The sequence below is a fragment of the Streptococcus thoraltensis DSM 12221 genome, from assembly GCF_000380145.1.
GTDB classification, from domain to species: Bacteria; Bacillota; Bacilli; order Lactobacillales; family Streptococcaceae; genus Streptococcus; species Streptococcus thoraltensis.
Genome location: NZ_KB904632.1, coordinates 35,052 through 60,772 on the forward strand (window position 1 = coordinate 35,052; position 25,721 = coordinate 60,772).

Below are 25,721 nucleotides of genomic sequence, written 5' to 3' on the forward strand. Positions count from 1 at the left end.
GTGCTATTGATAATCTGTTTAAAAGTTAAAAATTTGATTCTTTTCGAACAAAGTGTTCCATATTTGAAATGTTTGCGATGTGATAAAAGTTCTTGAAACTTACTAATTTTAGGAAGTTGGATGATGTTAGAATCTAGGTTCAAATCTTAGGTATGAGGTATGGAGCCTAGAGGAAATTGTTTCTCGCTTAGGGAAAATTTCAGAGAAGATTTAGTCTATAATCGAAAGCTGATTCACATTTGTAAGTGAATTGGCTTTTTTATCAATAATCTAAAGATGAACCTTACTAGAGAGTAGCTTGATGTTAAAAAGTGACTAAAATATCTTCAGCTACTTCAATAAAAGGAGTAAGGATGTCCAAGAGAAGATTAGATGAGAGGAACATTCTATCAATTTTGTTAGTGTCACATTGATGCGAGCCAAATTCTCCTAAGAATAAAACATAGGTAGGGCATGTCGTCAACTTTGTTAATGATTCGTTACATTGGCTACTCTTTTAGAATTTTATAATTGATCATTATATTATAGTATTCGAGTGTCAAAAAAGAGGTCTAGAAGTTAGGCGCAGGAGATTTTTTGACCAATTATTGACGAGGGACTTTCCGTAAAAAGAGCTTTGCTATTTTCCCAAAGAAATCAAAGTGTGCTATAATAAAGAGTAATATTATATTTTTTGGAGAATGTATTGGCTATTGAAGATTATAGGCCAGACCATGTGGTTGAGGCTGTTTATGATTTGCGGGCGGACGATTTGCTTCGCCAAGGTATTCGTGCGGTCTTAGTTGATTTGGACAATACCTTGATTGCCTGGAATAATCCTGATGGTACAGATGAGCTGAGAGCTTGGTTGGATGAAATGACTCAGGCAGATATTCCAGTTGTTGTTGTGTCGAATAACAATCATGCGCGTGTTAAACAAGCAGTAGAACGATTTGGTGTAGACTTTGTTAGTCGAGCCTTAAAGCCTTTCACACGTGGAATTGACATTGCTATCGGTCGCTATGGATTTGATAAATCAGAAGTTGTTATGGTTGGCGATCAATTAATGACAGATATTCGCGCAGCACACCGTGCAGGCATTCGTTCTATACTAGTGAAACCAATCGTAGCATCTGATGCTTGGAATACCAAAATCAATCGTGCGAGAGAACGCCGTGTCTGGGCTAGATTAGAAGACAAATACGGCAAAATTATCTATCAAAAAGGAATTTAATGGAAGAATTAATATGTATTGGCTGTGGAGCCATCATTCAAACCGAGAACAAAGAAAAAGCGGGATTTACCCCGAAGAGTGCCTTGGAAAAAGGACTTGAAACAGGAGAACTTTATTGTCAACGTTGCTTCAGATTACGTCACTACAATGAAATAGTTGATGTCAATATTTCAGACGATGAATTTTTAAAACTCTTACATGAAGTCGGTGACAGCGATGCTCTGGTTGTTAATGTCATTGATATTTTTGATTTTAATGGTTCTGTGATTCCTGGCTTGCCTCGTTTTGTATCAGGAAATGACGTTCTTCTTGTTGGGAATAAAAAAGATATTTTACCTAAGTCAGTCAAAGACGCCAAGGTGACGCAATGGCTTACTGAAAGAGCCCATGAAGAAGGGTTTAGACCAGTTGATACTATTTTGACGAGTGCGCAGAATAAAACAGCCATCCGTGATTTGATTGATGCTATCGAAAAATACCGTCACGGGCGAGATGTTTTTGTGGTTGGGGTAACTAATGTTGGTAAATCAACCCTCATCAATGCTATTATTCAAGAAATTACTGGAGACAAGGATGTGATTACCACCTCACGTTTCCCAGGGACAACGCTTGATAAGATTGAAATTCCGCTTGACGATGGTTCTTACATCTATGATACGCCAGGAATTATTCACCGTCATCAAATGGCGCATTACCTGACAGCTAAAAACCTCAAATATATTAGTCCCAAAAAGGAAATCAAACCTAAGACTTATCAGTTAAATTCAGGACAGACCCTCTTTTTAGGCGGTTTGGGACGTTTTGACTTTGTCTCAGGTCAAAAGCAAGGCTTTACAGCTTATTTTGATAATAATTTAGAACTACACCGCACCAAATTAGATGGGGCAGACGCTTTTTACGAAAAACATGCAGGAAGTCTCTTGACGCCACCATCTAACAAGGAAAAAGCTGATTTTCCCAAATTAGTTCGTCATGAGTTCACTGTCAAAGATAAAACGGATATTGTCTTTTCAGGACTTGGTTGGGTTCGTGTCAATACGACTCAAGAAAATCCGACAGTCGTCGCTGCTTGGGCACCAGAAGGTGTATCAGTGCTGGTCCGAAAAGCCTTGATTTAAATAATAGAAAAAGAAAGATTTTATGTCACTAACAAGTAAACAACGTGCCTTCCTGAAATCAGAAGCGCATTCCTTAAAACCCATTGTTCAAATTGGAAAAAATGGTCTTAATGATCAAATTAAAACCAGTGTTCGTCATGCCTTAGATGCTCGTGAATTGATTAAAGTAACGCTTCTTCAAAATACTGATGAGGACATTCACGATGTAGCTGAAACACTCGAAGACGAAATCGGCTGTGATACAGTCCTCAAAATTGGTCGTATCTTAATTCTCTTTAAAGAATCAGCCAAAAAAGAAAATCGCAAACTCTCGCCAAAAGTGAAAGCCTTAAAATCAAACTAAACAAACTAAATAATCGTATCGTGTAAGGAGTAGCTATGCCCATTGAGCTCTTAACTCCCTTTACCAAAGTGGAGCTAGAAGAAGAGAAAAAAGAAACTGACCGCAAGCAAGTCGGTATTTTAGGGGGAAATTTTAACCCTGTTCATAATGCTCACTTGGTAGTCGCAGACCAGGTTCGCCAACAATTAGGATTGGATCAAGTTTATCTCATGCCTGAGTTTGAGCCACCACATGTAGATCATAAAGAGACTATTGATGAGAAGCATCGGCTTAAAATGTTGGAATTGGCAATTCAAGATGTTCAAGGTTTAGCTATTGAAACGATTGAACTTGAACGCAAGGGCATTTCATATACCTATGAAACCATGAAACTTCTCACAGAGAAGAATCCTGATGTGGATTACTACTTTATCATCGGTGCCGATATGGTTGATTATTTACCAAAATGGCATAAGATTGATGAACTTGTTCAAATGGTTCAGTTTGTCGGTGTTCAACGTCCTAAATATAAGGCAGGAACATCCTATCCAGTCATCTGGGTTGATGTCCCTCTCATGGACATCTCATCAAGCATGATACGCGATTACATCAAAAAAGACCGTCAACCTAATTACCTCCTTCCAAAACCAGTTTTGGATTATATTGAAGAAGAAGGACTTTACCGATGAGTTACCAATCCTACACAGCCTATAGCAGGGATCAACTTTTGGAAAAACTGCAGTCAGTCATGAGTGCCAAACGCTTTACTCACGTTTTAGGAGTGGAGCGGGCAGCTATAGAATTAGCTCGCTTAAATGGCTATGATGAGGTCAAAGCAGGATTGGCAGGGCTATTACATGATTACGCCAAAGAAAGTTCTGATCAAGAGTTTTTAAATCTGATTGATAAATACCACTTGGATCCTGATTTAAAACACTGGAACAATAATGTCTGGCATGGTGTTGTTGGCATATATAAAATCCAAGAAGAGCTTGGCTTAAAAAATCCAGAAATCTTGCGTGCTATTGAAATCCATACGATTGGTGCGGCGGAGATGACAACCTTGGATAAAATTGTTTATGTAGCCGATTATATTGAACACAATCGTGATTTTCCTTTGGTTGCAAAAGCGCGAGAGATTGCGCAGCAAGATCTTAATCAGGCTGTGGCTTACGAAACGGTTAATACGGTAGCCTTTCTAGCACAAAAAGCGCAGCCCATTTACCCAAAAACCATCGAAACTTACAACAGTTTTTTGAAATATATGAAAGAAGTTTAATAAAAGAATGAACAAAACAGAATTACTTGAATTGATTGTCAAAGCAGCTGATGAAAAACGTGGCGAAGATATTCTCGCCCTTGACTTAGCTGGCTTGACAAGTGTGACGGACTATTTCGTCATTGTTAGCTCAACTAATAGTCGTCAATTAGAAGCTATTGCAGATAATATCCGTGAGAAAGTTAAAGAGGCTGGTGGGGATCCTAGTCATATCGAAGGTGATAGTAAAACGGGCTGGGTTCTATTAGATCTTAACGATGTTGTGGTTCATATTTTCTCAGAAGATGAACGTTTCCGCTATAATCTTGAAAAGCTTTGGCATGAAGCGCCTGAAGTAGATGTAGCAGAGTATCTTGCATAAAAAAATAAACCTTGCTAAAAGCAAGGTTTTTGAAAATTGAAAGGATGGAGCGGCTATTTCGACGCGTCAATTAGAATACCTACCAAGGACTTTGGAAAAACGACAGACTCTCTCGAGTTAGTTGATAAAAGGTTATTCTTTTCTTTTTGCAGTTAATGTTATCACGGCCGCACTTTGTATCATGAAAAAAAATTACGAAACTTTTGCATCGGTTTATGATGCTATCATGGATGATGCCTTATACGATTTGTGGACAGATTTTTCACTGCGTCATTTACCAAAATCTAAACACCGTAACAAATTATTGGAATTAGCTTGTGGAACTGGAATCCAGTCTGTTCGTTTCTCGCAAGCAGGATTTGATGTCACTGGTTTGGATTTGAGTCAGGAAATGCTGGCTATCGCCGAAAAGCGTGCCAAATCAGCTAAGGAAAAGATTGCTTTTCAACAAGGCAATATGCTCGATCTATCAAAAGCTGGTAAATATGATTTTGTGACTTGTTATTCAGATTCAATTTGTTATATGCAAGATGAAGTTGAAGTAGGGGATGTTTTCAAGCAAGTTTATGATTGCTTGAAAGATGATGGTGTTTTCATCTTTGATGTTCACTCAACCTATCAAATAGATGAGATTTTTCCGGGATATTCTTATCATGAAAATGCGGAAGAATTCGCTATGGTTTGGGATTCTTTTGAGGATGAAGCTCCCCATTCTGTGGTTCACGAGTTAACCTTCTTTATCCAAGATGAAGATGGTCGCTTTACGCGATTTGATGAAGTCCACGAAGAACGCACTTACGAAATTTTAACCTACGATATCCTCCTTGAACAAGCAGGATTTAAGTCCTTCAAACTTTATGCTGACTTTGAAGACAAGGAACCAACGAAAACCAGTAAGAGATGGTTTTTTGTAGCTCAAAAATAATGAGGTGGTTATGATAGTTACCGGTATCATTGCAGAATTTAACCCTTTCCACAATGGGCACAAATACTTACTTGAAAAAGCTGAAGGTCTTAAAATAGTAGCTATGTCTGGAAACTTCATGCAACGTGGTGAACCTGCTTTTGTGGATAAGTGGACCAGATCTGAGATGGCGTTGAAAAATGGAGCAGACCTCGTTGTTGAGTTACCCTTTTTAGTGACCGTCCAATCAGCTGATTATTTTGCGGATGGTGCGGTGAGCATTTTATCAAAGTTAGGTATTGACCAGCTAGCTTTTGGCACGGAAGAATTGATTGACTATAATCGCATGGCTGAGATTTATGCGACAAAGCAAAAGGATATACAGGCTTACCTTGACTCCTTGCCAGTTCATCTGACTTATCCCCAAAAAAGCCAGCAGATGTGGGAAACTTTTACGGGCATTTCTTTTACGGGAAATACGCCAAATCATATTCTGGGATTGGCTTATACTAAAGCTTGTGCAGTCAGAAAGGTAGGCTTGCAGCCGATTAAACGCCTTGGAGCAGGATTTCATTCGGAAAGTAAAGAAGGAGCCATCGCTTCAGCAACAGCCATCCGTAAGCATAGAAGTGATCAGGATTTTGTGGAAAAGTCGGTGCCTAATGCAGCGCTTTTACAGGCTTGTCCACAGCTTTCATGGGATAACTATTTTCAATTGTTGAAATATCAAATACTGACTCATCCTGATTTAACTAAAGTTTTCCAAGTTAACGATGAATTGGCTAGCCGTATTCAGGCAGCAATAAAGCAAGCCTCGTCTGTTGAAGAGCTTGTGGATAAAGTGACTACCAAACGTTTTACTAAAGCCAGAGTAAGGCGGCTTTTGACTTACATTTTAGTCAATGCTGTGGAAAAACCATTACCAGAAGGTATTCGGCTGTTAGGATTTTCCCAAAAAGGGCAGGAACACTTGAAAAGTGTGAAAAAGTCTGTGGATATTGTTAGTCGTATTGGGGCTAGACCTTGGGATGAAACCACTCAAAGGGCTGATGCTATCTATCAACTGGGTCATCCTCAACTCAAGGAACAGAATTTGGGAAGAATTCCACTGGGAATTAAATCTAATCATTGACCCTAGGGGAATTTTACGAAATCCTGCCAAAGTGCTATAATAATAAAGTCATTGGTTCTTATTTTAAGACCAAAATCATAACAAATATAAGAGGTGAATCCCATGGGACGTAAGTGGGCAAATATTGTTGCAAAAAAAACAGCTAAAGATGGTGCAACGTCTAAGGTTTATGCTAAATTTGGCGTCGAAATCTACGTAGCAGCCAAACAAGGTGATCCAGATCCTGAGACTAACTCAGCATTAAAATTCGTTATCGATCGTGCTAAGCAAGCACAAGTACCAAAACACGTTATTGATAAAGCTATTGATAAAGCCAAAGGTAACACTGATGAAACTTTCGTAGAAGGTCGTTACGAAGGTTTTGGACCTAACGGCTCTATGATTATCGTTGATACTTTGACCTCAAATGTTAACCGTACGGCAGCTAATGTTCGTGCAGCATACGGTAAAAATGGTGGTAACATGGGTGCTGCTGGTTCTGTTTCATATATGTTCGATAAAAAAGGTGTTATCGTTTTTGCAGGTGATGATGCTGACGCAGTGTTTGAGCAATTGCTTGAAGCTGATGTCGAAGTGGATGATGTGGAAGAACTTGAAGGAACTATCACTGTTTATACAGCGCCAACTGATCTTCACAAAGGACTTGAAGCCCTTCGCCAATCAGGTATTGAAGAATTCCAAGTAACAGAGCTTGAGATGATTCCACAATCTGAAGTAGTGCTTGAGGGTGAAGAGTTAGCAACATTTGAAAAACTCGTTGATGCTCTTGAAGATGACGACGATGTTCAAAAAGTGTACCACAATGTGGCAGATTTCTAATTAGAGATGGAGGCTCATGCCTCTTTTTTTGTTATAACTGTTTTTGATAACTTATCATAAAAAAGAAGCATTAGTCACTTCCTGTAAACTTTGTTATCATATCAACTAAACCTATAATATCGTCAAATGAATTAGCTTTCAGAACAAGGAGTTGAAACGCGGACAGTACTCGATTTTTATTGAGTATGAGTAGGGCAAGTCGACAGTGACCATGTCTCAAAGTTAATTCAAAAGACTATAATATTAGAATGGAGCTTGTATATGCGGAAGAATCTATTTTTAGGATTAACAATTTTAACAGGTTTAGTGATGTCACCTTTGGCACATGCCAAAGAAAAAGAGGTAGTTGTGGCAACAGCGGGAGATATTCGCCCCTTTTCTTTTGAAAAGAAGGGACAGTTGACAGGGTATGATATTAACGTTTTAAAAGCAGCAGATAAGCTGATTGATGACTATCAATTTACCTATAAAAAGACCAGTTGGGAAAGTATTTTTGTTGGTTTAGATAGTGGTCATTACCAAGTCGCAGCTAATAATTTGAGTTACACTAAAGAACGTGCGGATAAGTATCTTTACTCTAAACCGATTGCAACCAATCCCTTAGTTCTTGTGAGCCCAAATAATGCCAAAGTGAATCAACTCAATGATATTGGTGGTTTAACAACGCAAGATGATACAGGAACTTCGACAGCTAAGTTAGTCTCAGATTGGAATAGCAAGCATAAGGATAATCCTTCAACAATTGATTATTCTGGTGAGGATGTCTCTAAAAGATTATTTGACTTGGAAAATGGCGAATTTGACTACTTAATCTTTGATAAACTATCAGTTGAAACAATTATAAAACAGAAAAGCTTGGATTTACACGTCACTGAAATTAAGACTAAAGATAATCCAAATAATTACATTATTTTCGCAGATGATCAAGAAGAACTGCAAAAATCTTTTAACGAGGCTTTAGAAAAACTTCAAGAATCAGGTAAATTAGAAAAGTTGAGTAAAACATATCTAGGTGGAGTTTATCTTACTCATGATAATACCCATCGCTAGAAAAAGAATCGAGAATAAAATTTTGCATGTTACTCTTTTTCAGCCTTTTCTTAGGTCTAGCGTGCTTTTTTAAAAGAAAAACTGTTAAGACAATGACAAAGCAAAGTCATTGTCTTATTTTTTACGCTTTTGTCAGCAGTGTTAGCAGACTGCATGAGTGCTTATACTCTTCGAAAATCAAAAGCAGACCTTGTTGACATGGTTTGATGAAGACAGTTCTATCGGCATCGGCGGCGGCTGGTCTGTTTTTGATGTTCATTGAGTATAAATGGTGAGAGGATTAGGTGGTATCTTTTGGTTGTTTAAAGATATGTTTTTAGAAAAGCAAAATGAGTTATATGGGGCTACGGCAGTCCCAAGACTCGTCAGCTTCTATTAGCCTTTTGCCTTAACAAGGGTTATTAAAACTTAAGTGCTCTGGTAGTCATTGTCCTTGCTTGTCTAATACAGTGTTTTTCTTTAGAACAGTTCCGCTAATTTTCAAAGCTAGACTAATCTTAACATAAAAGTAGCAGACAAGAGCATTTGTCAGAAACTAGAAGACTCTAATTTTGAGGCATTGTCATCTATGCTTACTAAAAGAGTATGGGAGACGATGAATGATAGGAAATAATGCTCTTTGTGGAGAATAGTCCACATTTCATAAAGAATCGACCATAGTAAAAACGCTTACATTTGCTAAAATAAAAGCATATCAATAGTTAATCACAAATAAACCGATCTCTTAGAAGGAGGAGCTATGAAACGCCATTATTTAATTGCCAGTCATGGTCATTTAGCCAGTGGTCTTCAGCATTCACTGCAGATATTGACGGGACGCGGTGAAGAATTTACGGTCATTGATGCTTATGTTGATGACAGTGACTATACTGCTACTTTAACGGACTTTGTTAAGCAACTAGCTTCAGATGAACAAGGACTTATTTTTACCGATTTATTGGGAGGTAGCGTGAACCAAAAAGTGGTTCAGACCTTGATGGATACCCCTAAAGACAATGTATTTTTAATTTCAAATACGAACTTGGCAACTATTTTGTCATTAGCATATGCTAAGCCAGATGAAGAATTAACGCTAGAAGATATCCATCAGGTGATTGCAGAATCACAAGTGACGGCTGTAGATTTAGCCTTGACTAACAATGACGAAGTTGATTTTTTTGACTAATAATAAGATGAGGAGAAGAAAATGATTACACAAATTCGCGTAGATGATCGCCTAATTCATGGACAGGTCGCAGTTGTTTGGACTAAGGAATTGAATGCTCCACTGTTGGTGGTTGCTAATGATGAAGCAGCAGCTAATGAGATTACCCAAATGACGTTGAAGATGGCAGTGCCAAATGGTATGAAATTACTTATTCGTTCGGTAGAAGATGCTATCGCTGTTTTCAATGATCCACGCGCACAAGATAAACGGATTTTTGTTATTGTAAACACCATCCGAGACGCGACTGAAATTGCTAAGAAGGTACCAAGTGTAGAAACTGTTAATGTAGCAAACGTAGGACGTTTTGATAAGTCAGATCCTGCCTCAAAAGTCAAATTGGCATCTAGTTTATTGTTGAATCCAGATGAACTTGAAGCAGCTAAGGAATTGGTTAGCTTATCTCATGTAGAGGCTTACAATCAAGTGCTACCGACAAATACTAAAGTCAGCTTAGCGCAATTACTAGGATAGAAAGAGAGAGGTTAATATATGTTAGTACCTGCAACAATGGCAGCCTTAGCTGTTTTAATCTGTTTTGGAGGGAACTATTTAACAGGGCAAAGCATGATGGAGCGTCCGCTTGTCGTTGGTTTAGTAACGGGCTTGCTCCTTGGTGATATGAAGACTGGTATTTTACTTGGGGCTTCCTTGGAAGCACTGTTCCTTGGAAATGTTAATATTGGTGGCGTTATTGCTGCAGAGCCTGTAACAGCAACAGCTATGGCGACGACTTTTGCCATTGTTTCCAATATTGATCAAAAAGCAGCGATGACGCTAGCTGTTCCTATCGGTATGTTAGCAGCTTTTGTTGTCATGTTTTTGAAGAATGTTTTCATGAATATTTTTGCTCCAATGGTTGATAAGGCAGCAGCAGAAAACAATCAGAGAGCTCTAGTTGGCTTGCATTACGGAACATGGATCATCTATTATTTGATTATTGCCATGATTTCATTTATTGGTATTTTAGTTGGAAGTGGAGCAGTTAATAGCTTTGTTGAAAATATCCCTGAACCATTGATGAATGGTTTGAGTGCAGCTGGTGGCTTGCTTCCTGCGGTTGGTTTTGCTATGTTGATGAAATTATTGTGGTCCAATAAACTAGCTGTCTTTTACCTTTTAGGGTTTGTTTTAACAGCTTATTTACAATTGCCAGCGGTAGCTGTAGCTGTATTGGGTGTAATTATCTGTGTGCTAGTTTCGCAACGTGACCTTGAACTTGATGCCGTTAGTCGCGGGGCTAACCAGGTTGCTACGACTTACGATTCAAAAGAAGCTGAAGAGGAGGACTTTTTCGCATGAAATCTCAAGAAAATCTTACCGTCGAAGAGCGAAAGATGTTGCGTTCAGTTTTCTGGCGCTCATGGACGATGAATGCCAGCCGTACAGGTGCCACCCAATACCATGCTATCGGTGTCATCTATACGTTATTACCTGTTATTAACCGTTTTTACAAAACAGATAAAGAAAAGGCGGAAGCCATTATCCGTCACACGACTTGGTTTAATGCTACCATGCATATCAATAATTTCATTATGGGTTTGGTAGCATCTATGGAGAAGAAAAACAGCGAGGATCCTAACTTTGATCCTAGTTCTATTACAGCTGTCAAAGCGTCTCTTATGGGACCTATATCAGGTGTCGGTGATTCCTTTTTCTGGGGGATTCTACGTGTTATTGCCGCAGGTATAGGGATTTCCTTAGCTAGTACAGGTTCTGCTATGGGAGCTGTTGTCTTCTTACTTCTGTACAATATTCCTGCCTTTTTGGTGCATTACTATAGTCTTTATAGTGGTTACTCTGTTGGAGCTAACTTCATTAAGAAATTATACGAATCCGGTGGTATGAAAATTGTAACCAAAGCATCAAGCATGTTAGGGTTGATGATGGTTGGTTCAATGACTGCTTCTAGTGTTAAATTTAAAACAATTTTGACAGTGTCGGCTAAAGGAGCTAAGGAAGCTGCTGAAATTCAGACTTATCTTGATCAACTATTTGTGGGAATCGTACCATTAATGGTAACACTTGCCGCCTTTTGGTTGCTACGTAAAAAAGTTAACATCAACTGGATTATGTTCGGTATCATGTTACTTGGTATTGCACTTGGTTTACTTGGTATTTGCTAATTATTCATCGTTGTAAACGTTTGAGGTATTTATCTCAAACGTTTTTCGCTAGCTAATCCTCAATGGAAATCAGACTAGGCAACGCCGATGCCGATAGAACTGTCTTCATCAAATCAAGTCAAAACGGTCTGAATTTGATTTCCAAAAAGTATAAGGCAGAAAAATTCGAAACACACAAAATAAGTTAAATTGATAAGGTGACTTCTCAAGATGGGAAGAAGCCTCCTGCTAGCTTAGGCAAGGGTCAGCCTTTCTTATCGGATAAAAAGATAGGGGCTAGATTTTACTATAATTCATAGCACTGTTCAATGATTGAAGAAGCAAGTAAGCAGAAATGTCTTATTAGCTTGAGCCGAAAAGAGCAATGAAAGAGAGATTGAAATAGTCGGAAAAGGTGTTTCACTATTTCAATGCCAATTTGCTATAATGGATATGGAAGCGTTTCAGACTAAAGTAGGAGATTTATGGAAGAAAAGTTTAAACTGACTTTACAAAAGGATATTGTCAATCATTTTTCACACCAGGCATTATTATTATCAGCTCTCTTAATTGCCTTTTTCTTATTGTTTGCGCTTGTCCCACAACAATATGGTATTTATCGTGATTCTAGGGTAATCTCAAAAACCTACGACAAGTTTGTGACGCATCACGAGCGCTTATTAGGTGACCTTAGTCAAGGTTCTATCAAGCAATACCTCTCTCATAAACCGGTTGAGCGAGAGGTTTTTCATGATTTTTATAGTGAGCGCTCCTTGTTAAATGTTCGCTCTAATCTGCTTGTTTTTAATGCCGCACAGGATCTTCAACTCATTACAGATCATCAATTAACACCTCTGGCTCAGTCCCTACAATTAAAATTGGTGATGGAACAAAGCATTGATAAGCCGATAAAAACCAGTGTTATTATAGATGGGGAAGGAAACCATTACCTCGCAATGATTGCTGCGATTGAGGATGCTAATCGTTTAGTTGGCTATTCAGTATTAGTGATCAATGGCGATGACTTTTTGACTTTGTTAAAATCGTTGGATTCGCGATACCTTATTTTTGATGATTATCAATCACCATTTTTAAGTAATAGCGAGCAATTTATGACTGGTAGTTTAGGAAAAGTGGACGAGAAGATCATGCCTAAGCGGTTATTTTTTTCTAAGCATAAAGCTTACTTGAGTCAGACCTCTTCATTGACGCCAGAAATGAGAGTAACTGTTTATCGCCAATTACTGCCTTTGACAGCCCTGCTGGTATTTGCCATGTGTCTATCAGCTAGCATCTTTACGGCTTTATGGTGGCAGTCGAAACAATTAGGAGATAAAATTGCTACTAAGAACTCCTTGGCAATTGAAACGTTGGTATCAGAGATGGAGGCTATTTCACAAGGTGAAAAACAAAACATCGACTTAAAGACAGACGATGAGTTTACTTATTTGGCGGATCAGATGAATCAGATGATTCAGCGCCTCTACCAATTGAGTCAAAAGGCTTTGCAGCTAGAAAAGGAAAGGCAAACTTTTGAAAGGCGTATGCTGGAAGCACAGTTTCATCCGCATTTTTTATATAATACTTTAGAAACCATTTTAATCACTAGTCAGTTTGATCCTGAACTGACTGAAACGATTGTTCTTCGTTTAACGACTTTGCTGCGTTATAGCCTGAATCATGACCATCAGCAAGAAACCATTGCTAACGATATGGCTATTGTGGAGTCTTATTTACAGATTAATCAAGTGCGATTCGAGCAGTTAAGTTACCATCTCACTTATGATGATAGCCTTAAAGACATAACGATACCAAAACTGGCACTCTTGCCCCTTGTGGAAAATAGTATAAAATATGGATACCGTTATCGACATGACCTAATTGTTAATATCACTATCAAGAAAATAGCTGGTTATCTATACTTAACTGTAGAGGATAATGGTCCAGGGATTAGCAAAGAACGACAGGAACAAATATTGGCTAATTTACAGACAATGGATAGTCACCATGGCTTGATTAATTCTTATCGTCGCTTGGCTCATCAATTTCATCATGTCGAGCTTGACTTTGAGCGCACAAGCCTTGGCTTTAGTATCACATTTAAGGTAAAGGAGGATGGTTTTGTATAAATTATTAATCGTAGAGGATGAACATCTCATCCGAAAGTGGCTAAGATACGCGATTGACTACGATAGTTTGGGAATTATTGTGATTGGAGAGGCAAAAGATGGGCAAGAAGGTGCCCAAAAAATCAAAGAGCTAAAACCAGATATTGTTCTGACGGATATTAATATGCCAATTATGTCTGCTTTTGAGATGTTTGAAGCTAGCAAAGACCACAACTACAAAAAAATTATTCTCTCTGGCTATGCTGATTTTAGCAATGCTAGAGAAGCGATTCACCATGGTGCTGTTGAGTTTTTAACGAAACCATTAGATAAAGATGCCTTGTTTAGTTGTCTCGGAAAAATCATCTCCCAATTAAGAGAAAGAGAACAGTTGAATACTCAAGCCATTACCCAAACTTATATAGACCTCCCTGCGCTAACAGATACGATGCCAGACTCTGTCGAAATGGTTGTGACATGGATTCACAAGCACTATAAAGAAAAGATAACGATTGCACAAATGGCGCACGATATTGGCTATAGTGAAAGCTATCTGTATAATATTGTCAAAAAGTATTTACAGACGACCATTAACGATTACATCAATCAATACCGTATTAGTTTAGCAATTCAGCTTCTGATGGACCAGCCTGATAAATTAGTTTATCAATTAGGCGAAGAAGTAGGTTACAGTGATTACCGCTATTTTGATCGTGTTTTTAAAAAATATGTCGGAATGACTGTTAACCAATTCAAAAAGCGGCATACAGTAGAAAAGTAGAGAAAGGAGGTTATCTTGCGTCGATTTACGTTAACTGCTAAGTTAGTGAATATTATTATTTTAGCGATATTAATAGTAGGGGCTTTGGTTAAAAGTGGTTACTTTTCAAAGGAAACCTATATAAAACCAGCGGAGTTAACCATATATTCCCCTAATAGTCCTGCAATGCTACGCGAGATGATTCCAGCTTTTGAAAAAAAATATGGCATTAATGTAAAACTTGTTGAAAACGGAACAGGCGAATTGGTCAGTCAGATACGACAAGGACTTGGAAAAACACCGGATGTTTTTTTCGGAGGCATTTACACTCAGTTTGCCAATAACGAAGACCTGTTTTTACCCTATCGTTCCGAAGCAGTAGACAAATTATTAGAAAACTATAGGGATTCAAGTGCGATAGCAACCGCTTATACGATTAATGGCAATGTGTTGTTAGTCAATAAAGATTTAACGAAGGACATGTCTATTGAAAGCTATCAAGATTTACTCAATCCGGAACTAAAAGGTAAAATTGCTTATGCTGATCCAAGAAGTTCATCAAGCGCTTTTTCACAATTAACTAGCATGTTGATTGCTAAAGGCGGTTACGAGAGTGACGCAGCATGGTCATTTGTCAAAAAACTGACAGGTAACTATGGGGGTGTTTCTCCTACAAGTTCTTCAGCTGTTTATCAATCAGTAGCCGATGGGAAGATGGCAGTTGGTTTGACTTATGAGGCGCCAAGTTTAAAATTAATTGAAAATGAAACTAATTTGTCTCTTGTGTATCCCAAAGAAGGCACTGTCTTTGCCCCGTCTTCAATGGCAATTTTAAAAAAAGCAGAGCATTTAGAAAACGCTAAATTATTTATTGATTTTATGGTATCCAAAGAAGTACAGGATGCTTTAGGAAAGTTAACCACCAATCGTCCTATTCATAAGGAAGCCCAGCTTAATCCTAGTATGAAACCTTTAGAAGACATCAAAACTATTAAAGAGGATTATGGTTATGTAACCAAACATCAATCGCAGATTCTTGAGCGTTATACTAAACTCGTTCCCTAGATGATGTAGTCTTTTGAATTACCTTTGCTACATAGTTACTTTCGACTTGCCGTACGCGAGTACTGTCTGCGTCTCAGTTCCTTGTTCTGAAAGTTAATTCATTTGACTATAATAACTTGATGAATAAGACAATTAGCTTGTAGAAAAATTGCTTTGCCTTTTTGCCACAATATATTTCTGGATTTACACAATCGCCCATTTCCAAGTTAGAAGACTTTGATTCCAGACTAAAAACTAATGAACACTGCCATCGCGAAACGTCTTCATAGCTCCATCTCTGCCATCCAACGACACAACGACAGTTAGAACAGTTTACTTTTAAGAAAAATCACCAACACTCTTTCGAATTTATAGAGAACCATGTGACACAAGTCAATCCTATCTTTCCAACTGCCTTCAGAACGTTTGAGAAGTAAAAAGGTTGCATCATCACTAACACTCTTGAATCCCGTTATTCTAAAGCAAAAGATCAAGCCACCAACAAACTCTTTAAAACTAATACTCAATGAAAATCAAAAGCAAACTAGGCAACGCCGACACAGATAGAACTAAAGTCCATCAAATCACGTCAATAAGGTCTGCTTTTGATTTTTGAAGAGTATAAAACACCCATCGCTTTGAATATGTAAAAAGAGAGAACCAATCGATTCTCTCTTATGTTTAGCTATAGGTCACTCAACTGCAGTTGAGTGTCCTCAATTCTAAGGAATTTATTTTCCAGTCTGATCCTAGATCAAATGGTCTAGGATTTTTGTTAGTTTCCATTTCCAGGAGTGGCTGGTTGAGGAGTACTATCGTTGGTGCCATTTCCTTGACTATTGCCTTGGTTTACGTTTGGTTGTTCGGCATTTTGTGAGGATGTATTACCGTTGTTTTGGGTGGATGCAGCGGATGAACTATTTGTCGTTGCACCATTTTCAGGAGTATTCAAAGCATTATTGGAATTACTTTCCCCTGTAGCGTTGCCGCTGGTGCCAAAGGTGTTACCATTAGTGCCATATGAATTATAGTTATAATTGCGAAGGTTTGTATTACCAGTATAGCTATTTAGGTATACATGGCTTCCGCTACGGTACAAGCCATCAGGCATAAGCCAGTCTTCACTATAACCACCAGTGATGTAAGACATCATTGTTTTATAGACATTCGTAGCAGTATCAAGCATGCTCCCGTAGAGAGGAGTAGAACGATTTTTATAACCGGTCCAAACTGCCATAGCGTATTGGCTAGTATATCCAACAAAGGTTTCATCAGGTGCCATTGTACCGACAGCGCTATTATAGATACCGGTTTCGGCTTCAATTTTTGCTAATTCATCATCTGAGTACGATGATGTCCCTGTCTTACCAGCTTGGTATAAACCACTGATAGCAGCGTTAGTTCCTGTACCATATGAAAGAACTGATTTCATCATGTCAGTCATCATATAGGCTGTAGTAGCTTTCATAGCACGTTTACCAGGTGCAGTGTAGTCTTCTTTAGTTCCATCATTAAATTCGATGCGATTGATGTACATTGGTTCGTAATAAGTACCACCATTAGCAAATGCAGAGTAGGCAGCGGCCATTTTTTCGCTGCTAGCCCCATATTTTTGGTCAGAGCTACTTGTGTTACTTGAAATCGCATTAGAATAATGTAATTCGGGGTAATTGATGCCAAGGCCTTTTAAGAAATTCAATGAATTTTTTAAGCCAACTTCTTCGAGAGCTTTAATTGCAGGTACATTACGTGATTCTTGAATGGCACGTTGAATGGTCATGTTACCATTGTATTTACGGTCCCAGTTATAGACTTGTTGATCAGTACCCGGCCATGTATAGTAACTATCTTGAGTGTTAGCAGAAGTCGCTGAATAAACACCATTTTCAATAGCTGGAGCATAGTCCGTGACAGGTTTCATTGTTGATCCCCAATCGCGGTCGGTTAGAACAGCTTGGTTTGTTCCTAGAGCTACTTTTTCCTGATGACGTCCACCTAGTTGAGCAACGACACTACCATTTGTAACATCCATGACTGTAGATGCTACTTGGAACTTATCATCTGGATAGTACACATAGGTATCTGAATTGTAAATATCCCAGAGGAATTTTTGGAAATCAGAATTGACATTGGTATAGACTTTTAAACCAGCAGTGTAGACATCTTTACCCGTTTTTTCTTTTACCTGTGAAATAACTTCTTTGAGGTAGTTGTCATAATAGGGTTCATAGCTTGCCTCTTTTTTCAAAGCTTGCAAACCATCATCTACAGGAGTTGCGAGTGCTGTATCGTACTGTTCTTTATCGATTTTTTTCAATTCATACATTTCTGACAAAACAGTGTCTCGGCGTTGTTTCGCCATTTCTTTATTGTTGTATGGATCGTACTGACTCGGTGCTTGTGGAATGCCAGCCAACAAAGCAACTTGGGCGATGGATAGGTCTTTTAGATCCTTGCCAAAGTACGCCTTAGAGGCAGTCAACATACCATAGTTACCATTTCCCATATAAACTTTGTTAATATAGAAAGTTAGGATTTCTTCTTTGGTGTACTCTTTCTCCATCTTATAGGCGAGCCAACCTTCTTGAGCCTTACGCTTAAGGGTTTGGTCAGACTTGTTAGTTGAAAAGTAAGCGAGTTTGATTAACTGCTGATCAAGGGTTGACCCCCCTTGGGTTGTATGACTAGTCAAGTTATTCCAAGCGGCACCCATAATCCTATAAATGTCAATACCACGGTGTTCGAAGAAACGATGGTCTTCGATAGAAGTGATAGCATTGACCAAGTCAACTGGGATACTATCAGCTGTAACGTTCTCACGTTTCTCAGCCCCTAAATCAGCAATGAGATTGTTATCGCTATCGTAAATGAGGCTAGATGTGGTGGATTTTAACTTGGCTTCAGATAGTTTTGGAGCTGTGCTCGCATAGAAGGTGAATAAAAGACCTCCGATGACAACTACTAGGATAGCAAGGCTAGCAATCCCTAACAGGATATACTTAGCGATTTTTGAAATGTTATTCATTCTAGATTCCGCCTAAAAAATTTTGTTCGATAATATCAAGATAAGGAACTTGAGGGAAAGTTGAGAGTTTAATAGAGTAACCATGCTTTTGAATATAATCTAATGGCATAGACCGTTTGCCACCTTCAGCTTGATAAAAGGCAATCAAGTGTTTTGCAGGCAAATAATATGTTTGTTTTAATGTTGAAAAATGCATTAAAACAAAGCAAATACCTTTTTGGGCGATGACATTTTTCATATGACTAATTTGATGGTCATGGAAATTTTTCAAAGGCATGGCTGTTTTTTGTCTGGTTTCTTTAGCTTCAAAGTCAATGTAGTGCCCCTTATAAACACCAGAATAATCTGTTGTTGACGCTTGTCTAAAATAAGCTTCAACAATTCTTGCTCGGCTTCTTTTGGGATAATCAACTTTAACAATCTGCACAGGTGTCGGTTTCTTATGGATGACGGCAACACCATGAGCCAAGTAGTAGTCATTGGTTGCGTTGATAGCGCTCTCAAAAGACATACCTCGATTGGCAAAGTTAATTTTTGACTCCTTCCTAGAAGAAGAGAGCTGTCGTGTTTTTTTAGAAATCCTATGAGGATAATTAACCATATTTCTCCTAAAGTATTCCAAATAATGGTAAGATAAACACGTATCATTATATCATATTTTTGAGAGGACAACAAAATTATGACCACTCTTTTAGTGTCTGGTTATCGCAGTTTTGATTTAGGAATTTTTAAGGAAGATGATGTACGTATTGCTATCATCAAAAAAGCTATCAGGCGAGATTTGGAGCGATTTTGCTCGGAAGGGTTAGAGTGGCTTATTTTTACAGGTGATTTAGGATTTGAGTACTGGGTTTTAGAGGTCGCTAATGAAATGAAAGAGGCTTACGATTTGAAGATGGCAACCATATTTTGCTTTGCAAACCAAGGTGACAATTGGAATGAAGCTAATCAGACTAAATTAGCTGCATTCAAAGAAGTTGACTTTGTGAAATATAGTTTCGATACTTATGAAAATCCTGGACAATTCAAACAGTATAATCAATTCTTACTTGCCAATACGGATGAAGCTTATTTATTTTACGATCGTGATAATGAGACTAACTTAAAATATTTATACAATATGATGAAGGAATCAGATTATAAGGTGACTCAGTTACGATTTGATGACTTAAATGACATTGCTATGGAAAATGAGTAACAAATCCCCTTATAATAGTGGAAAATACTTGCTTTTTAATTTTTATTTCTGTATGATATTTTATGATTAAATTATTATTTTGACCGTATTTTATCAGTCGAATGACGAGTGTTGGAGATAAGAGAATGACCAGTATTATCAATACCCCTAAAAAAATCTTTGAAAAAGAATTTAAAAAAGTCATGCGTGGCTACGATCAACGAGAAGTTGATGAGTTTTTAGATGATGTGATTAAGGACTATGAGGCTTATGCTAGCATGATAGATGACCTTCAAGAAGAAAACGAACAATTAAAGGCGCGTTTGAAGAAGGTTACTGCTCAACCGCAAGCAAGTAGAGCTGGTGTGAACTTTGGTCACAGAGCTTTAGAGAGTGCGCAAAATGTATCAGAGAGTCCAGTGACTAATTTTGACATTTTGAAGCGTATCAGTCGTTTAGAAAAAGAAGTTTTTGGAAAACAAATTACGGAATAGGTTATTCCTGTGTGATTTTCGGATAATCGCGTAGTATAGAGATACTATGAGGAAAGTCCATGCTAGCACTGGCTGTGATGCCGGTAGTGTTTGTGCTAGGCGAAAAAATAAGCCTAGGGACGTGTCAATGATACGTTACGGCAGGTAAAATGGCTAAGTCCTTGGATATGCCTCAGTAACCTTGAAAGTGCCACAGTGACGAAGTTTCTAGGGAAACCTAGAAAGTGGAACGCGGTAAACCCCTCAAGCTAGCAACCCAAACTTTGGTCGGGGCATGAGATAGCTGGAAGACGAACAGAACTATCTTGACTGCTTTAGCAGTAGACAGATGATTATCGAGGAAGTTGGTTCCTAGTCAACTTCTGAACAAAACATGGCTTATAGAAAATTACATAATAGGTTTAGCTAGCTTAGGCTAGCTTTTATTTAACAGTAAAAGAGTGAAAGAAGTAAAAATGAAAGAAACATTTGAATTGGTTGCCACAGCAGCGGCTGGACTTGAAGCAGTTGTGGGACGTGAAATCAGGGATTTAGGAATCGACTGTCAAGTCGAAAATGGCAAGGTTAGATTTCAAGGAAATGTTAGAACGATTGTAGAAACCAATCTGTGGCTGCGTGCTGCTGACCGTATCAAAATTGTGGTTGGACAATTTCCGGCAAGAACCTTTGAAGAATTGTTTCAAGGTGTTTATGGTTTAGATTGGGAAAATTATTTACCCCTGGGAGCGGCTTTTCCGATTTCTAAGGCAAAGTGTGTCAAGTCGAAGCTTCATAACGAGCCGAGTGTTCAGGCGATAACGAAGAAGGCAGTCGTTAAAAAACTCCAAAAAATTTATCACCGTCCTGAAGGTGTCCCTTTGATGGAAAGTGGACCTGAATATAAAATCGAAGTTTCCATCTTAAAAGATATGGCAACTGTTATGATTGATACAACTGGTTCAAGCCTTTTTAAACGTGGCTACCGTGTTGAAAAAGGAGGCGCTCCTATTAAGGAAAATATGGCAGCAGCTATCCTTATGCTAAGCAATTGGTACCCTGACAAACCCTTGATTGATCCAACCTGTGGTTCTGGGACATTCTGTATAGAAGCAGCTATGATTGGGATGAATATTGCGCCAGGATTTAACCGAGAATTTGCTTTTGAAAACTGGTCTTGGGTATCTAAGGACTTAGTCCAAAAGGTTCGTGATGAAGCAGAATCACAGGCCAACTATGATATTGAACTTGACATCTCTGGCTTTGATATCGATGGACGTATGATTGACATCGCAAAAAAGAATGCAGAAGAAGCTGGACTTGCAGATGTTATCAAATTGAAACAAATGCGTCTTCAGGACTTAAAAACCGATAAAATCAATGGTGTTATCATCTCTAATCCACCATATGGCGAGCGACTTCTTGATGACAAAGCTATCGACATCTTGTATAATGAAATGGGTCAGACCTTTGCGCCACTAAAGACTTGGAGCAAATTTATCTTGACCAGTGATGAAGCTTTTGAAACCAAATATGGTAGTCAAGCGGACAAAAAACGAAAATTATACAATGGTACTTTGAAAGTTGATTTGTACCAATATTTTGGCCAGCGCGTGAAACGTCAAGAGGCTAAATAGAGAGGACTTGTATGACCAAAGAGAATGATAATTTAGACTTTGATAAGGCTAAAGATTTAACGATTGGTGAAGCTGTCAGAAAAGAAGCTGAAATCAAGGCTGGTGTGACAGAAGAAGATAGTATCTTAGATAAGTACATTAAGCAGCATCCTGACGAAGTTGCGTCTCAAAAATTTGAGACCAGAGAAGTAAACTTAGAGGAGTTGGATACTGCGACTTTGGATGACTTCATCAAGAAACAACGCGAAGAAATCGAAAATGAGCCTATTGACTCGGAATCTAACTTAGCTGTTTCAGAAGTCGGTGCAGACACAGCAACAGCCGCAGCGGTGGCAGTACAAGGTTCGGATACAGAAAATGTCGACGATCGGGAGACGGTGACTAGTCTTTCAGCTGAGCCTGAAGATGATTCTATTTTGAAAGAATCTAGTGACTTGGACGAAGAGCCATTCTATAAGAGAAAAGTACCTATTTTATTAGGTTTGTTATTACTTCTTTTAGCAATCTTTGGAATTAGCTATGGTGTCAACCAACTTAATAAAAAAGAGGCTAATCCAAGTTCTTCAACAGCCTCAAGTAGTAGTCACAAATCTCTTGATGCATCTGATAAGGATGCATCCGCTCAAGCTATTAAAGATAATGAAGCTTTCGGGGAAATGTATGACGGTTTCTTCACAGATAACAAGGCAGTCAAACTTAAAAATAGTGAATTTGGAAAACTTCCTGAGTTAGAAGCAGCACTTAAAAAATTAGAGGGCACAAAATTCTATGATGCTGCCAAAGAAAAATATGACAATTTGAAAGAACAAATTGATGGTATCCAAGCTGTCAATGCAAAATTTGACAAAGCGGTAATTGTTGATGGGGAACTGGTTGATTCAGCCAAACCTAAGGCAGATGCTAACTTTGATGATTTAGCCGTTGAAACCTTAAATACAGGCAATGCTACTTTAGATAACTTGTTGCAAAAAGCTGTTAAAAAAGGTAGAGATGAATTAAAAGGCATTAAAGAAAGTAGTTCAGCCGAAGCGGAAGCTAGTCGTCAATCAAGCGTTGCAGCTAGTGAAAGTGCATCGAAAGCTGCTGAAGAAGCCGCAGCATCTTCTCAAACAGAGAGTCAAGCTGCTGTGCCAGCCCAAAATAATCAAGAAGCTGCCCAAGCAGCACCTGCTGCGCCGTCCTATGGTATTTCGGGTTATGATGCTGCTAGCTTACAACGTAATCTTAGTCGCGTTCCTTACAATGAAGCAGCCATTGCTGATGCTGGAAATGCCGCATGGAACTTTGCACCTGGCGTTTTAGAAACGGTTGTTAGCAAGGCTCAAGCCCGTGGCAATATTTCAGGAAATAACTATATTCTTGAACGTGTAAATATTGTTAATGGTAATGGTTACTACAATATGTTTAAACCAGATGGTACCTACTTGTTCTCGATTAATGCTAAAACGGGTTACTTTGTTGGTAACAAACCGGGTAATGCTGATAACCTTGATTATTAAAACTCTTTGAACATCAAATTACGACCTTGTTGACTTGATTTGCTGAACGTCAGTTCTATCTGCATCGACGTCAACCTAGTTTGATTTTGATTTGAATTGAGGATAAGATGAAAAAAAAGAGGGAATTCCCTCTTTTTTACTATTTTAAACGACATGACGTTCAAAGGCGTTGTCAGAAATTCCTTTTTCTAAAATGGCTTTTGCCCATTCTTTGGCAGAAAAAAGGCTATGGTCTTTATAGTTTCCGCAAGATTCAATAGTTGTACCAGGGACGTCATCCCAAGAAGTGACATTAGCAATTTCTTCAAGCGATGATTTAATCACTTTAGCGACTTCGGTAGCATCTTGTTTGCCCCACATAATCATGTGAAAACCTGTTCGGCAACCAAAGGGCGAACAGTCAATCAATCCGTCCATACGTTCACGAATAAGCTTTGCTAGTAGATGTTCGATTGTATGCAATCCAGCAGTGGGGATTGAATCTTCGTTTGGTTGAACAAGTCGAATATCGAAATTGGTAATAACATCCCCTACTGGACCAGCTTCTTCAGAAATAAGCCGCACATAGGGTGCTTTAACGATGGTGTGGTCAAGTTCAAAACTTTCAACAATAACTTCTTTTGACATAAGGGCCTCCAATTCTTTTTCTAAACTTATCATACCATATTTTGACGGGGAGGTCTTTCGCTGATTTTTCATTGTGGAAAGACTTAAAATATGATAAACTTAAAAGTGGTTTTGACTATATTAAAACCTTAGAATTTTGAGGTAAATAAGATGTTACAAATGTTTATTTTAACATTGATTTTTGCCCTCATTGGTTTGGTTGTTGGTTACGCTATCATGACGATGAAGATGAAATCTTCAAAGGAAGCAGCGGAATTAACATTGTTAAATGCTGAACAGGATGCTGTTAATCTGCGAGGGAAAGCAGAGATGGAAGCCCAAGCGATTCGTCAAACAGCTGAAAGAGAAAGTATTGCTCATCAAAAAGAGCTTCTCCTAGAAGCAAAGGAAGAAGCGAGAAAATATCGAGAAGAAGTTGACCAGGAATTTAAAGCTGATAAACAAGAGCTGAAAGAAAGAGAAAATCGTTTAACAGAACGTTCTTACTCGCTCGACCGCAAGGATGAAAATTTAGCTATAAAAGAAAAAACACTCGAGTCTAAAGAACAAAGTCTTTTTGATAAATCTAAACATATCGATGAACGCGAAAATCAAATTAGTAAAATAGAAGATGAGAAGCGTGCAGAATTGGAACGTATTGGTCATATGACCATTGCAGAAGCGCGTGAAGTCATCTTGATGGACACGGAGTCTAAGTTGACGCATGAGATTGCAACTAAGATTCGTGAAGCAGAGCAAGAAATTAAGGATAAATCGAATAAAATCGCTAAAAACTTGCTCTCTCAAGCCATGCAACGTATGGCTGGTGAGTATGTTACCGAGCAGACTATTACGACGGTCCATTTACCAGATGACAGCATGAAAGGTCGCATTATTGGTCGCGAAGGTCGTAATATCCGCACCTTGGAAAGCTTGACTGGAATTGACATCATCATTGATGATACGCCAGAAGTGGTTGTTCTTTCTGGTTTTGATCCTATTCGTCGTGAAATTGCCAGAATGACACTAGAAGCATTGATTGCTGATGGTCGTATCCATCCTGCACGAATTGAAGAGCTTGTTGAGAAAAATCGTCAGGAACTGGATAATCGTATCCGTGAATATGGTGAAGAGGCTGCTTATGAAATTGGTGCTCCAAACCTTCATCCTGATTTGATTAAAATTATGGGACGCTTGCAGTTTAGGACATCGTACGGTCAGAATGTTCTTCGTCATTCGGTTGAAGTTGGTAAACTAGCTGGAATCATGGCAGGTGAACTAGGTGAGAATGTATCGCTTGCTCGTCGTGCAGGTTTCTTGCATGACATGGGAAAAGCCATCGATCGTGAGGTCGAGGGGAGCCATGTTGAGATTGGTACAGAATTTGCTCGCAAATATAAAGAAAATCCAATCGTTGTTAATGCTATTGCTAGTCACCATGGCGATGTCGAACCAGATAGCGTTATTGCTGTCTTAGTTGCAGCAGCAGATGCTTTGAGTTCTGCACGACCAGGCGCACGTAACGAATCAATGGAAAACTATATAAAACGCTTGCGTGAGTTAGAAGAGATTGCCTCTAGTTTTGACGGCGTTCAAAATAGTTTTGCCTTGCAAGCCGGACGTGAAATTCGAATCATGGTTCATCCTAAGAAATTAAGTGATGATCAGGTAACAACCTTGTCACATAAAGTTCGAGAAAAAATTGAAAGCAACTTGGATTACCCAGGAAATATTAAAGTTACGGTTATTCGAGAATTCCGTGCGATTGATTATGCAAAATAAGAAAGAGAGCGGTAAATGCTCTCTTGGGTTTAACACAAAGTCCTTAGAATTCATTTTCTAAGGGCTTTTTACTCGTTTTCGGCGGAAAAGAGCTTGTGAGGTGTGA

The 25,721-nt window shown here is 38.5% G+C and carries 25 protein-coding genes and 1 other RNA gene; 23 read left to right on the top strand and 3 right to left on the bottom strand.

Annotated elements, in window-relative coordinates:
- The first annotated feature begins 685 nt into the window (after nucleotides 1-685).
- The 17 genes from A3IA_RS0110905 (at nucleotide 686) to A3IA_RS0110985 (ending at nucleotide 15,440) form a co-directional block, all read left to right on the top strand.
- Nucleotides 686-1,213, top strand: coding sequence for a YqeG family HAD IIIA-type phosphatase (locus tag A3IA_RS0110905; protein ID WP_018381363.1), 528 nt, complete (start codon nucleotides 686-688; stop codon nucleotides 1,211-1,213).
- A complete protein-coding gene (yqeH, locus tag A3IA_RS0110910) occupies nucleotides 1,213-2,331 on the top strand; it encodes a ribosome biogenesis GTPase YqeH (RefSeq protein ID WP_018381364.1) in 1,119 nt (372 codons plus the stop codon). The genes A3IA_RS0110905 and yqeH overlap by 1 nt, the downstream gene beginning before the upstream one ends.
- A 22-nt stretch (nucleotides 2,332-2,353) precedes the next feature.
- Nucleotides 2,354-2,674, top strand: coding sequence for a ribosome assembly RNA-binding protein YhbY (yhbY, locus tag A3IA_RS0110915; RefSeq protein WP_018381365.1), 321 nt, complete (start codon nucleotides 2,354-2,356; stop codon nucleotides 2,672-2,674).
- Between the two features lie 35 nt (nucleotides 2,675-2,709).
- Nucleotides 2,710-3,342 carry a nicotinate-nucleotide adenylyltransferase gene (locus tag A3IA_RS0110920; RefSeq protein WP_018381366.1) on the top strand — a complete coding sequence of 211 codons (633 nt, stop codon included), beginning with the start codon at nucleotides 2,710-2,712 and terminating at the stop codon, nucleotides 3,340-3,342.
- On the top strand, nucleotides 3,339-3,932 hold the full coding sequence (gene yqeK / locus A3IA_RS0110925) for a bis(5'-nucleosyl)-tetraphosphatase (symmetrical) YqeK (protein ID WP_018381367.1): 594 nt from the start codon (nucleotides 3,339-3,341) through the stop codon (nucleotides 3,930-3,932). The genes A3IA_RS0110920 and yqeK overlap by 4 nt, the downstream gene beginning before the upstream one ends.
- A gap of 7 nt (nucleotides 3,933-3,939) precedes the next feature.
- On the top strand, nucleotides 3,940-4,293 hold the full coding sequence (rsfS, locus tag A3IA_RS0110930) for a ribosome silencing factor (RefSeq protein WP_018381368.1): 354 nt from the start codon (nucleotides 3,940-3,942) through the stop codon (nucleotides 4,291-4,293).
- A gap of 181 nt (nucleotides 4,294-4,474) precedes the next feature.
- Complete coding sequence (locus A3IA_RS0110935; RefSeq protein WP_026217684.1) at nucleotides 4,475-5,218, top strand: class I SAM-dependent DNA methyltransferase; 744 nt, start codon at nucleotides 4,475-4,477, stop codon at nucleotides 5,216-5,218.
- 10 nt (nucleotides 5,219-5,228) lie between these two features.
- On the top strand, nucleotides 5,229-6,329 hold the full coding sequence (locus A3IA_RS0110940) for a nucleotidyltransferase (RefSeq protein WP_018381370.1): 1,101 nt from the start codon (nucleotides 5,229-5,231) through the stop codon (nucleotides 6,327-6,329).
- 102 nt (nucleotides 6,330-6,431) lie between these two features.
- On the top strand, nucleotides 6,432-7,148 hold the full coding sequence (locus A3IA_RS0110945) for a YebC/PmpR family DNA-binding transcriptional regulator (protein WP_018381371.1): 717 nt from the start codon (nucleotides 6,432-6,434) through the stop codon (nucleotides 7,146-7,148).
- Nucleotides 7,149-7,409: 261 nt separating this feature from the next.
- Nucleotides 7,410-8,198 (top strand): transporter substrate-binding domain-containing protein, encoded by a 789-nt coding sequence (locus A3IA_RS0110950; protein ID WP_018381372.1) that lies wholly within the window; start codon nucleotides 7,410-7,412, stop codon nucleotides 8,196-8,198.
- A 739-nt stretch (nucleotides 8,199-8,937) separates the two neighbouring features.
- Entirely contained in the window at nucleotides 8,938-9,363 is a 426-nt protein-coding gene (locus A3IA_RS0110955) for a PTS sugar transporter subunit IIA (RefSeq protein ID WP_017769964.1), read from the top strand.
- Between the two features lie 21 nt (nucleotides 9,364-9,384).
- Nucleotides 9,385-9,876 (top strand): PTS sugar transporter subunit IIB, encoded by a 492-nt coding sequence (locus A3IA_RS0110960; protein WP_017769963.1) that lies wholly within the window; start codon nucleotides 9,385-9,387, stop codon nucleotides 9,874-9,876.
- Between the two features lie 18 nt (nucleotides 9,877-9,894).
- Nucleotides 9,895-10,704 carry a PTS mannose/fructose/sorbose/N-acetylgalactosamine transporter subunit IIC gene (locus A3IA_RS0110965; protein ID WP_018381373.1) on the top strand — a complete coding sequence of 270 codons (810 nt, stop codon included), beginning with the start codon at nucleotides 9,895-9,897 and terminating at the stop codon, nucleotides 10,702-10,704.
- A complete protein-coding gene (locus A3IA_RS0110970; protein ID WP_018381374.1) occupies nucleotides 10,701-11,528 on the top strand; it encodes a PTS system mannose/fructose/sorbose family transporter subunit IID in 828 nt (275 codons plus the stop codon). The genes A3IA_RS0110965 and A3IA_RS0110970 overlap by 4 nt, the downstream gene beginning before the upstream one ends.
- Nucleotides 11,529-11,992: 464 nt before the next feature.
- Complete coding sequence (locus A3IA_RS0110975) at nucleotides 11,993-13,636, top strand: sensor histidine kinase (protein ID WP_017769960.1); 1,644 nt, start codon at nucleotides 11,993-11,995, stop codon at nucleotides 13,634-13,636.
- Nucleotides 13,629-14,396, top strand: coding sequence for a response regulator transcription factor (locus tag A3IA_RS0110980; RefSeq protein WP_026217685.1), 768 nt, complete (start codon nucleotides 13,629-13,631; stop codon nucleotides 14,394-14,396). Before A3IA_RS0110975 ends, A3IA_RS0110980 begins: the two co-directional genes overlap by 8 nt.
- A 15-nt stretch (nucleotides 14,397-14,411) precedes the next feature.
- Complete coding sequence (locus A3IA_RS0110985) at nucleotides 14,412-15,440, top strand: extracellular solute-binding protein (protein WP_018381375.1); 1,029 nt, start codon at nucleotides 14,412-14,414, stop codon at nucleotides 15,438-15,440.
- A 754-nt stretch (nucleotides 15,441-16,194) separates the two neighbouring features.
- On the opposite strand, the gene pbp1a is transcribed toward A3IA_RS0110985, so the two are convergent.
- Both pbp1a and recU read right to left on the bottom strand, forming a co-directional pair.
- Complete coding sequence (gene pbp1a, locus A3IA_RS0110990) at nucleotides 16,195-18,444, bottom strand: penicillin-binding protein PBP1A (RefSeq protein WP_018381376.1); 2,250 nt, start codon at nucleotides 18,442-18,444, stop codon at nucleotides 16,195-16,197.
- Nucleotide 18,445: 1 nt separating this feature from the next.
- Complete coding sequence (gene recU, locus A3IA_RS0110995; RefSeq protein ID WP_018381377.1) at nucleotides 18,446-19,045, bottom strand: Holliday junction resolvase RecU; 600 nt, start codon at nucleotides 19,043-19,045, stop codon at nucleotides 18,446-18,448.
- 78 nt (nucleotides 19,046-19,123) lie between these two features.
- Here recU and A3IA_RS0111000 point away from each other — a divergent pair, with 78 nt between their 5' ends.
- The 5 genes from A3IA_RS0111000 to A3IA_RS0111015 all read left to right on the top strand — a co-directional run bounded on the left by A3IA_RS0111000 (nucleotide 19,124) and on the right by A3IA_RS0111015 (nucleotide 23,227).
- Entirely contained in the window at nucleotides 19,124-19,642 is a 519-nt protein-coding gene (locus tag A3IA_RS0111000) for an SLOG family protein (protein ID WP_018381378.1), read from the top strand.
- Nucleotides 19,643-19,767: 125 nt separating this feature from the next.
- Nucleotides 19,768-20,115 carry a cell division regulator GpsB gene (gpsB, locus tag A3IA_RS0111005; RefSeq protein WP_018381379.1) on the top strand — a complete coding sequence of 116 codons (348 nt, stop codon included), beginning with the start codon at nucleotides 19,768-19,770 and terminating at the stop codon, nucleotides 20,113-20,115.
- A 14-nt stretch (nucleotides 20,116-20,129) separates the two neighbouring features.
- An RNA gene (gene rnpB, locus A3IA_RS12825) (RNase P RNA component class B) lies at nucleotides 20,130-20,501 on the top strand.
- 69 nt (nucleotides 20,502-20,570) lie between these two features.
- A complete protein-coding gene (locus A3IA_RS0111010; protein ID WP_018381380.1) occupies nucleotides 20,571-21,728 on the top strand; it encodes a THUMP domain-containing class I SAM-dependent RNA methyltransferase in 1,158 nt (385 codons plus the stop codon).
- 11 nt (nucleotides 21,729-21,739) lie between these two features.
- Nucleotides 21,740-23,227 (top strand): cell division site-positioning protein MapZ family protein, encoded by a 1,488-nt coding sequence (locus A3IA_RS0111015; protein ID WP_018381381.1) that lies wholly within the window; start codon nucleotides 21,740-21,742, stop codon nucleotides 23,225-23,227.
- A 144-nt stretch (nucleotides 23,228-23,371) separates the two neighbouring features.
- On the opposite strand, the gene A3IA_RS0111025 is transcribed toward A3IA_RS0111015, so the two are convergent.
- Nucleotides 23,372-23,854, bottom strand: coding sequence for an S-ribosylhomocysteine lyase (locus A3IA_RS0111025; protein ID WP_018381383.1), 483 nt, complete (start codon nucleotides 23,852-23,854; stop codon nucleotides 23,372-23,374).
- Between the two features lie 150 nt (nucleotides 23,855-24,004).
- Here A3IA_RS0111025 and A3IA_RS0111030 point away from each other — a divergent pair, with 150 nt between their 5' ends.
- The gene (locus A3IA_RS0111030; RefSeq protein ID WP_018381384.1) at nucleotides 24,005-25,615 is read left to right on the top strand and encodes a ribonuclease Y; all 1,611 of its coding nucleotides are present in this window, start codon (nucleotides 24,005-24,007) and stop codon (nucleotides 25,613-25,615) included.
- Nucleotides 25,616-25,721: the final 106 nt, after the last annotated feature.

Excerpts from the sequence above, each read along its gene's own strand:
- yqeH (WP_018381364.1), top strand. The coding sequence starts at position 1,213 with ATGGAAGAATTAATATGTATTGGCTGTGGAGCCATCATTCAAACCGAG.
- yhbY (WP_018381365.1), top strand. The coding sequence starts at position 2,354 with ATGTCACTAACAAGTAAACAACGTGCCTTCCTGAAATCAGAAGCGCAT.
- A3IA_RS0110920 (WP_018381366.1), top strand. The coding sequence starts at position 2,710 with ATGCCCATTGAGCTCTTAACTCCCTTTACCAAAGTGGAGCTAGAAGAA.
- yqeK (WP_018381367.1), top strand. The coding sequence starts at position 3,339 with ATGAGTTACCAATCCTACACAGCCTATAGCAGGGATCAACTTTTGGAA.
- rsfS (WP_018381368.1), top strand. The coding sequence starts at position 3,940 with ATGAACAAAACAGAATTACTTGAATTGATTGTCAAAGCAGCTGATGAA.
- A3IA_RS0110935 (WP_026217684.1), top strand. The coding sequence starts at position 4,475 with ATGAAAAAAAATTACGAAACTTTTGCATCGGTTTATGATGCTATCATG.
- A3IA_RS0110940 (WP_018381370.1), top strand. The coding sequence starts at position 5,229 with ATGATAGTTACCGGTATCATTGCAGAATTTAACCCTTTCCACAATGGG.
- A3IA_RS0110945 (WP_018381371.1), top strand. The coding sequence starts at position 6,432 with ATGGGACGTAAGTGGGCAAATATTGTTGCAAAAAAAACAGCTAAAGAT.
- A3IA_RS0110950 (WP_018381372.1), top strand. The coding sequence starts at position 7,410 with ATGCGGAAGAATCTATTTTTAGGATTAACAATTTTAACAGGTTTAGTG.
- A3IA_RS0110955 (WP_017769964.1), top strand. The coding sequence starts at position 8,938 with ATGAAACGCCATTATTTAATTGCCAGTCATGGTCATTTAGCCAGTGGT.
- A3IA_RS0110960 (WP_017769963.1), top strand. The coding sequence starts at position 9,385 with ATGATTACACAAATTCGCGTAGATGATCGCCTAATTCATGGACAGGTC.
- A3IA_RS0110965 (WP_018381373.1), top strand. The coding sequence starts at position 9,895 with ATGTTAGTACCTGCAACAATGGCAGCCTTAGCTGTTTTAATCTGTTTT.
- A3IA_RS0110970 (WP_018381374.1), top strand. The coding sequence starts at position 10,701 with ATGAAATCTCAAGAAAATCTTACCGTCGAAGAGCGAAAGATGTTGCGT.
- A3IA_RS0110975 (WP_017769960.1), top strand. The coding sequence starts at position 11,993 with ATGGAAGAAAAGTTTAAACTGACTTTACAAAAGGATATTGTCAATCAT.
- pbp1a (WP_018381376.1), bottom strand. The coding sequence starts at position 18,444 with ATGAATAACATTTCAAAAATCGCTAAGTATATCCTGTTAGGGATTGCT.
- recU (WP_018381377.1), bottom strand. The coding sequence starts at position 19,045 with ATGGTTAATTATCCTCATAGGATTTCTAAAAAAACACGACAGCTCTCT.
- A3IA_RS0111000 (WP_018381378.1), top strand. The coding sequence starts at position 19,124 with ATGACCACTCTTTTAGTGTCTGGTTATCGCAGTTTTGATTTAGGAATT.
- gpsB (WP_018381379.1), top strand. The coding sequence starts at position 19,768 with ATGACCAGTATTATCAATACCCCTAAAAAAATCTTTGAAAAAGAATTT.
- A3IA_RS0111010 (WP_018381380.1), top strand. The coding sequence starts at position 20,571 with ATGAAAGAAACATTTGAATTGGTTGCCACAGCAGCGGCTGGACTTGAA.
- A3IA_RS0111015 (WP_018381381.1), top strand. The coding sequence starts at position 21,740 with ATGACCAAAGAGAATGATAATTTAGACTTTGATAAGGCTAAAGATTTA.
- A3IA_RS0111025 (WP_018381383.1), bottom strand. The coding sequence starts at position 23,854 with ATGTCAAAAGAAGTTATTGTTGAAAGTTTTGAACTTGACCACACCATC.
- A3IA_RS0111030 (WP_018381384.1), top strand. The coding sequence starts at position 24,005 with ATGTTACAAATGTTTATTTTAACATTGATTTTTGCCCTCATTGGTTTG.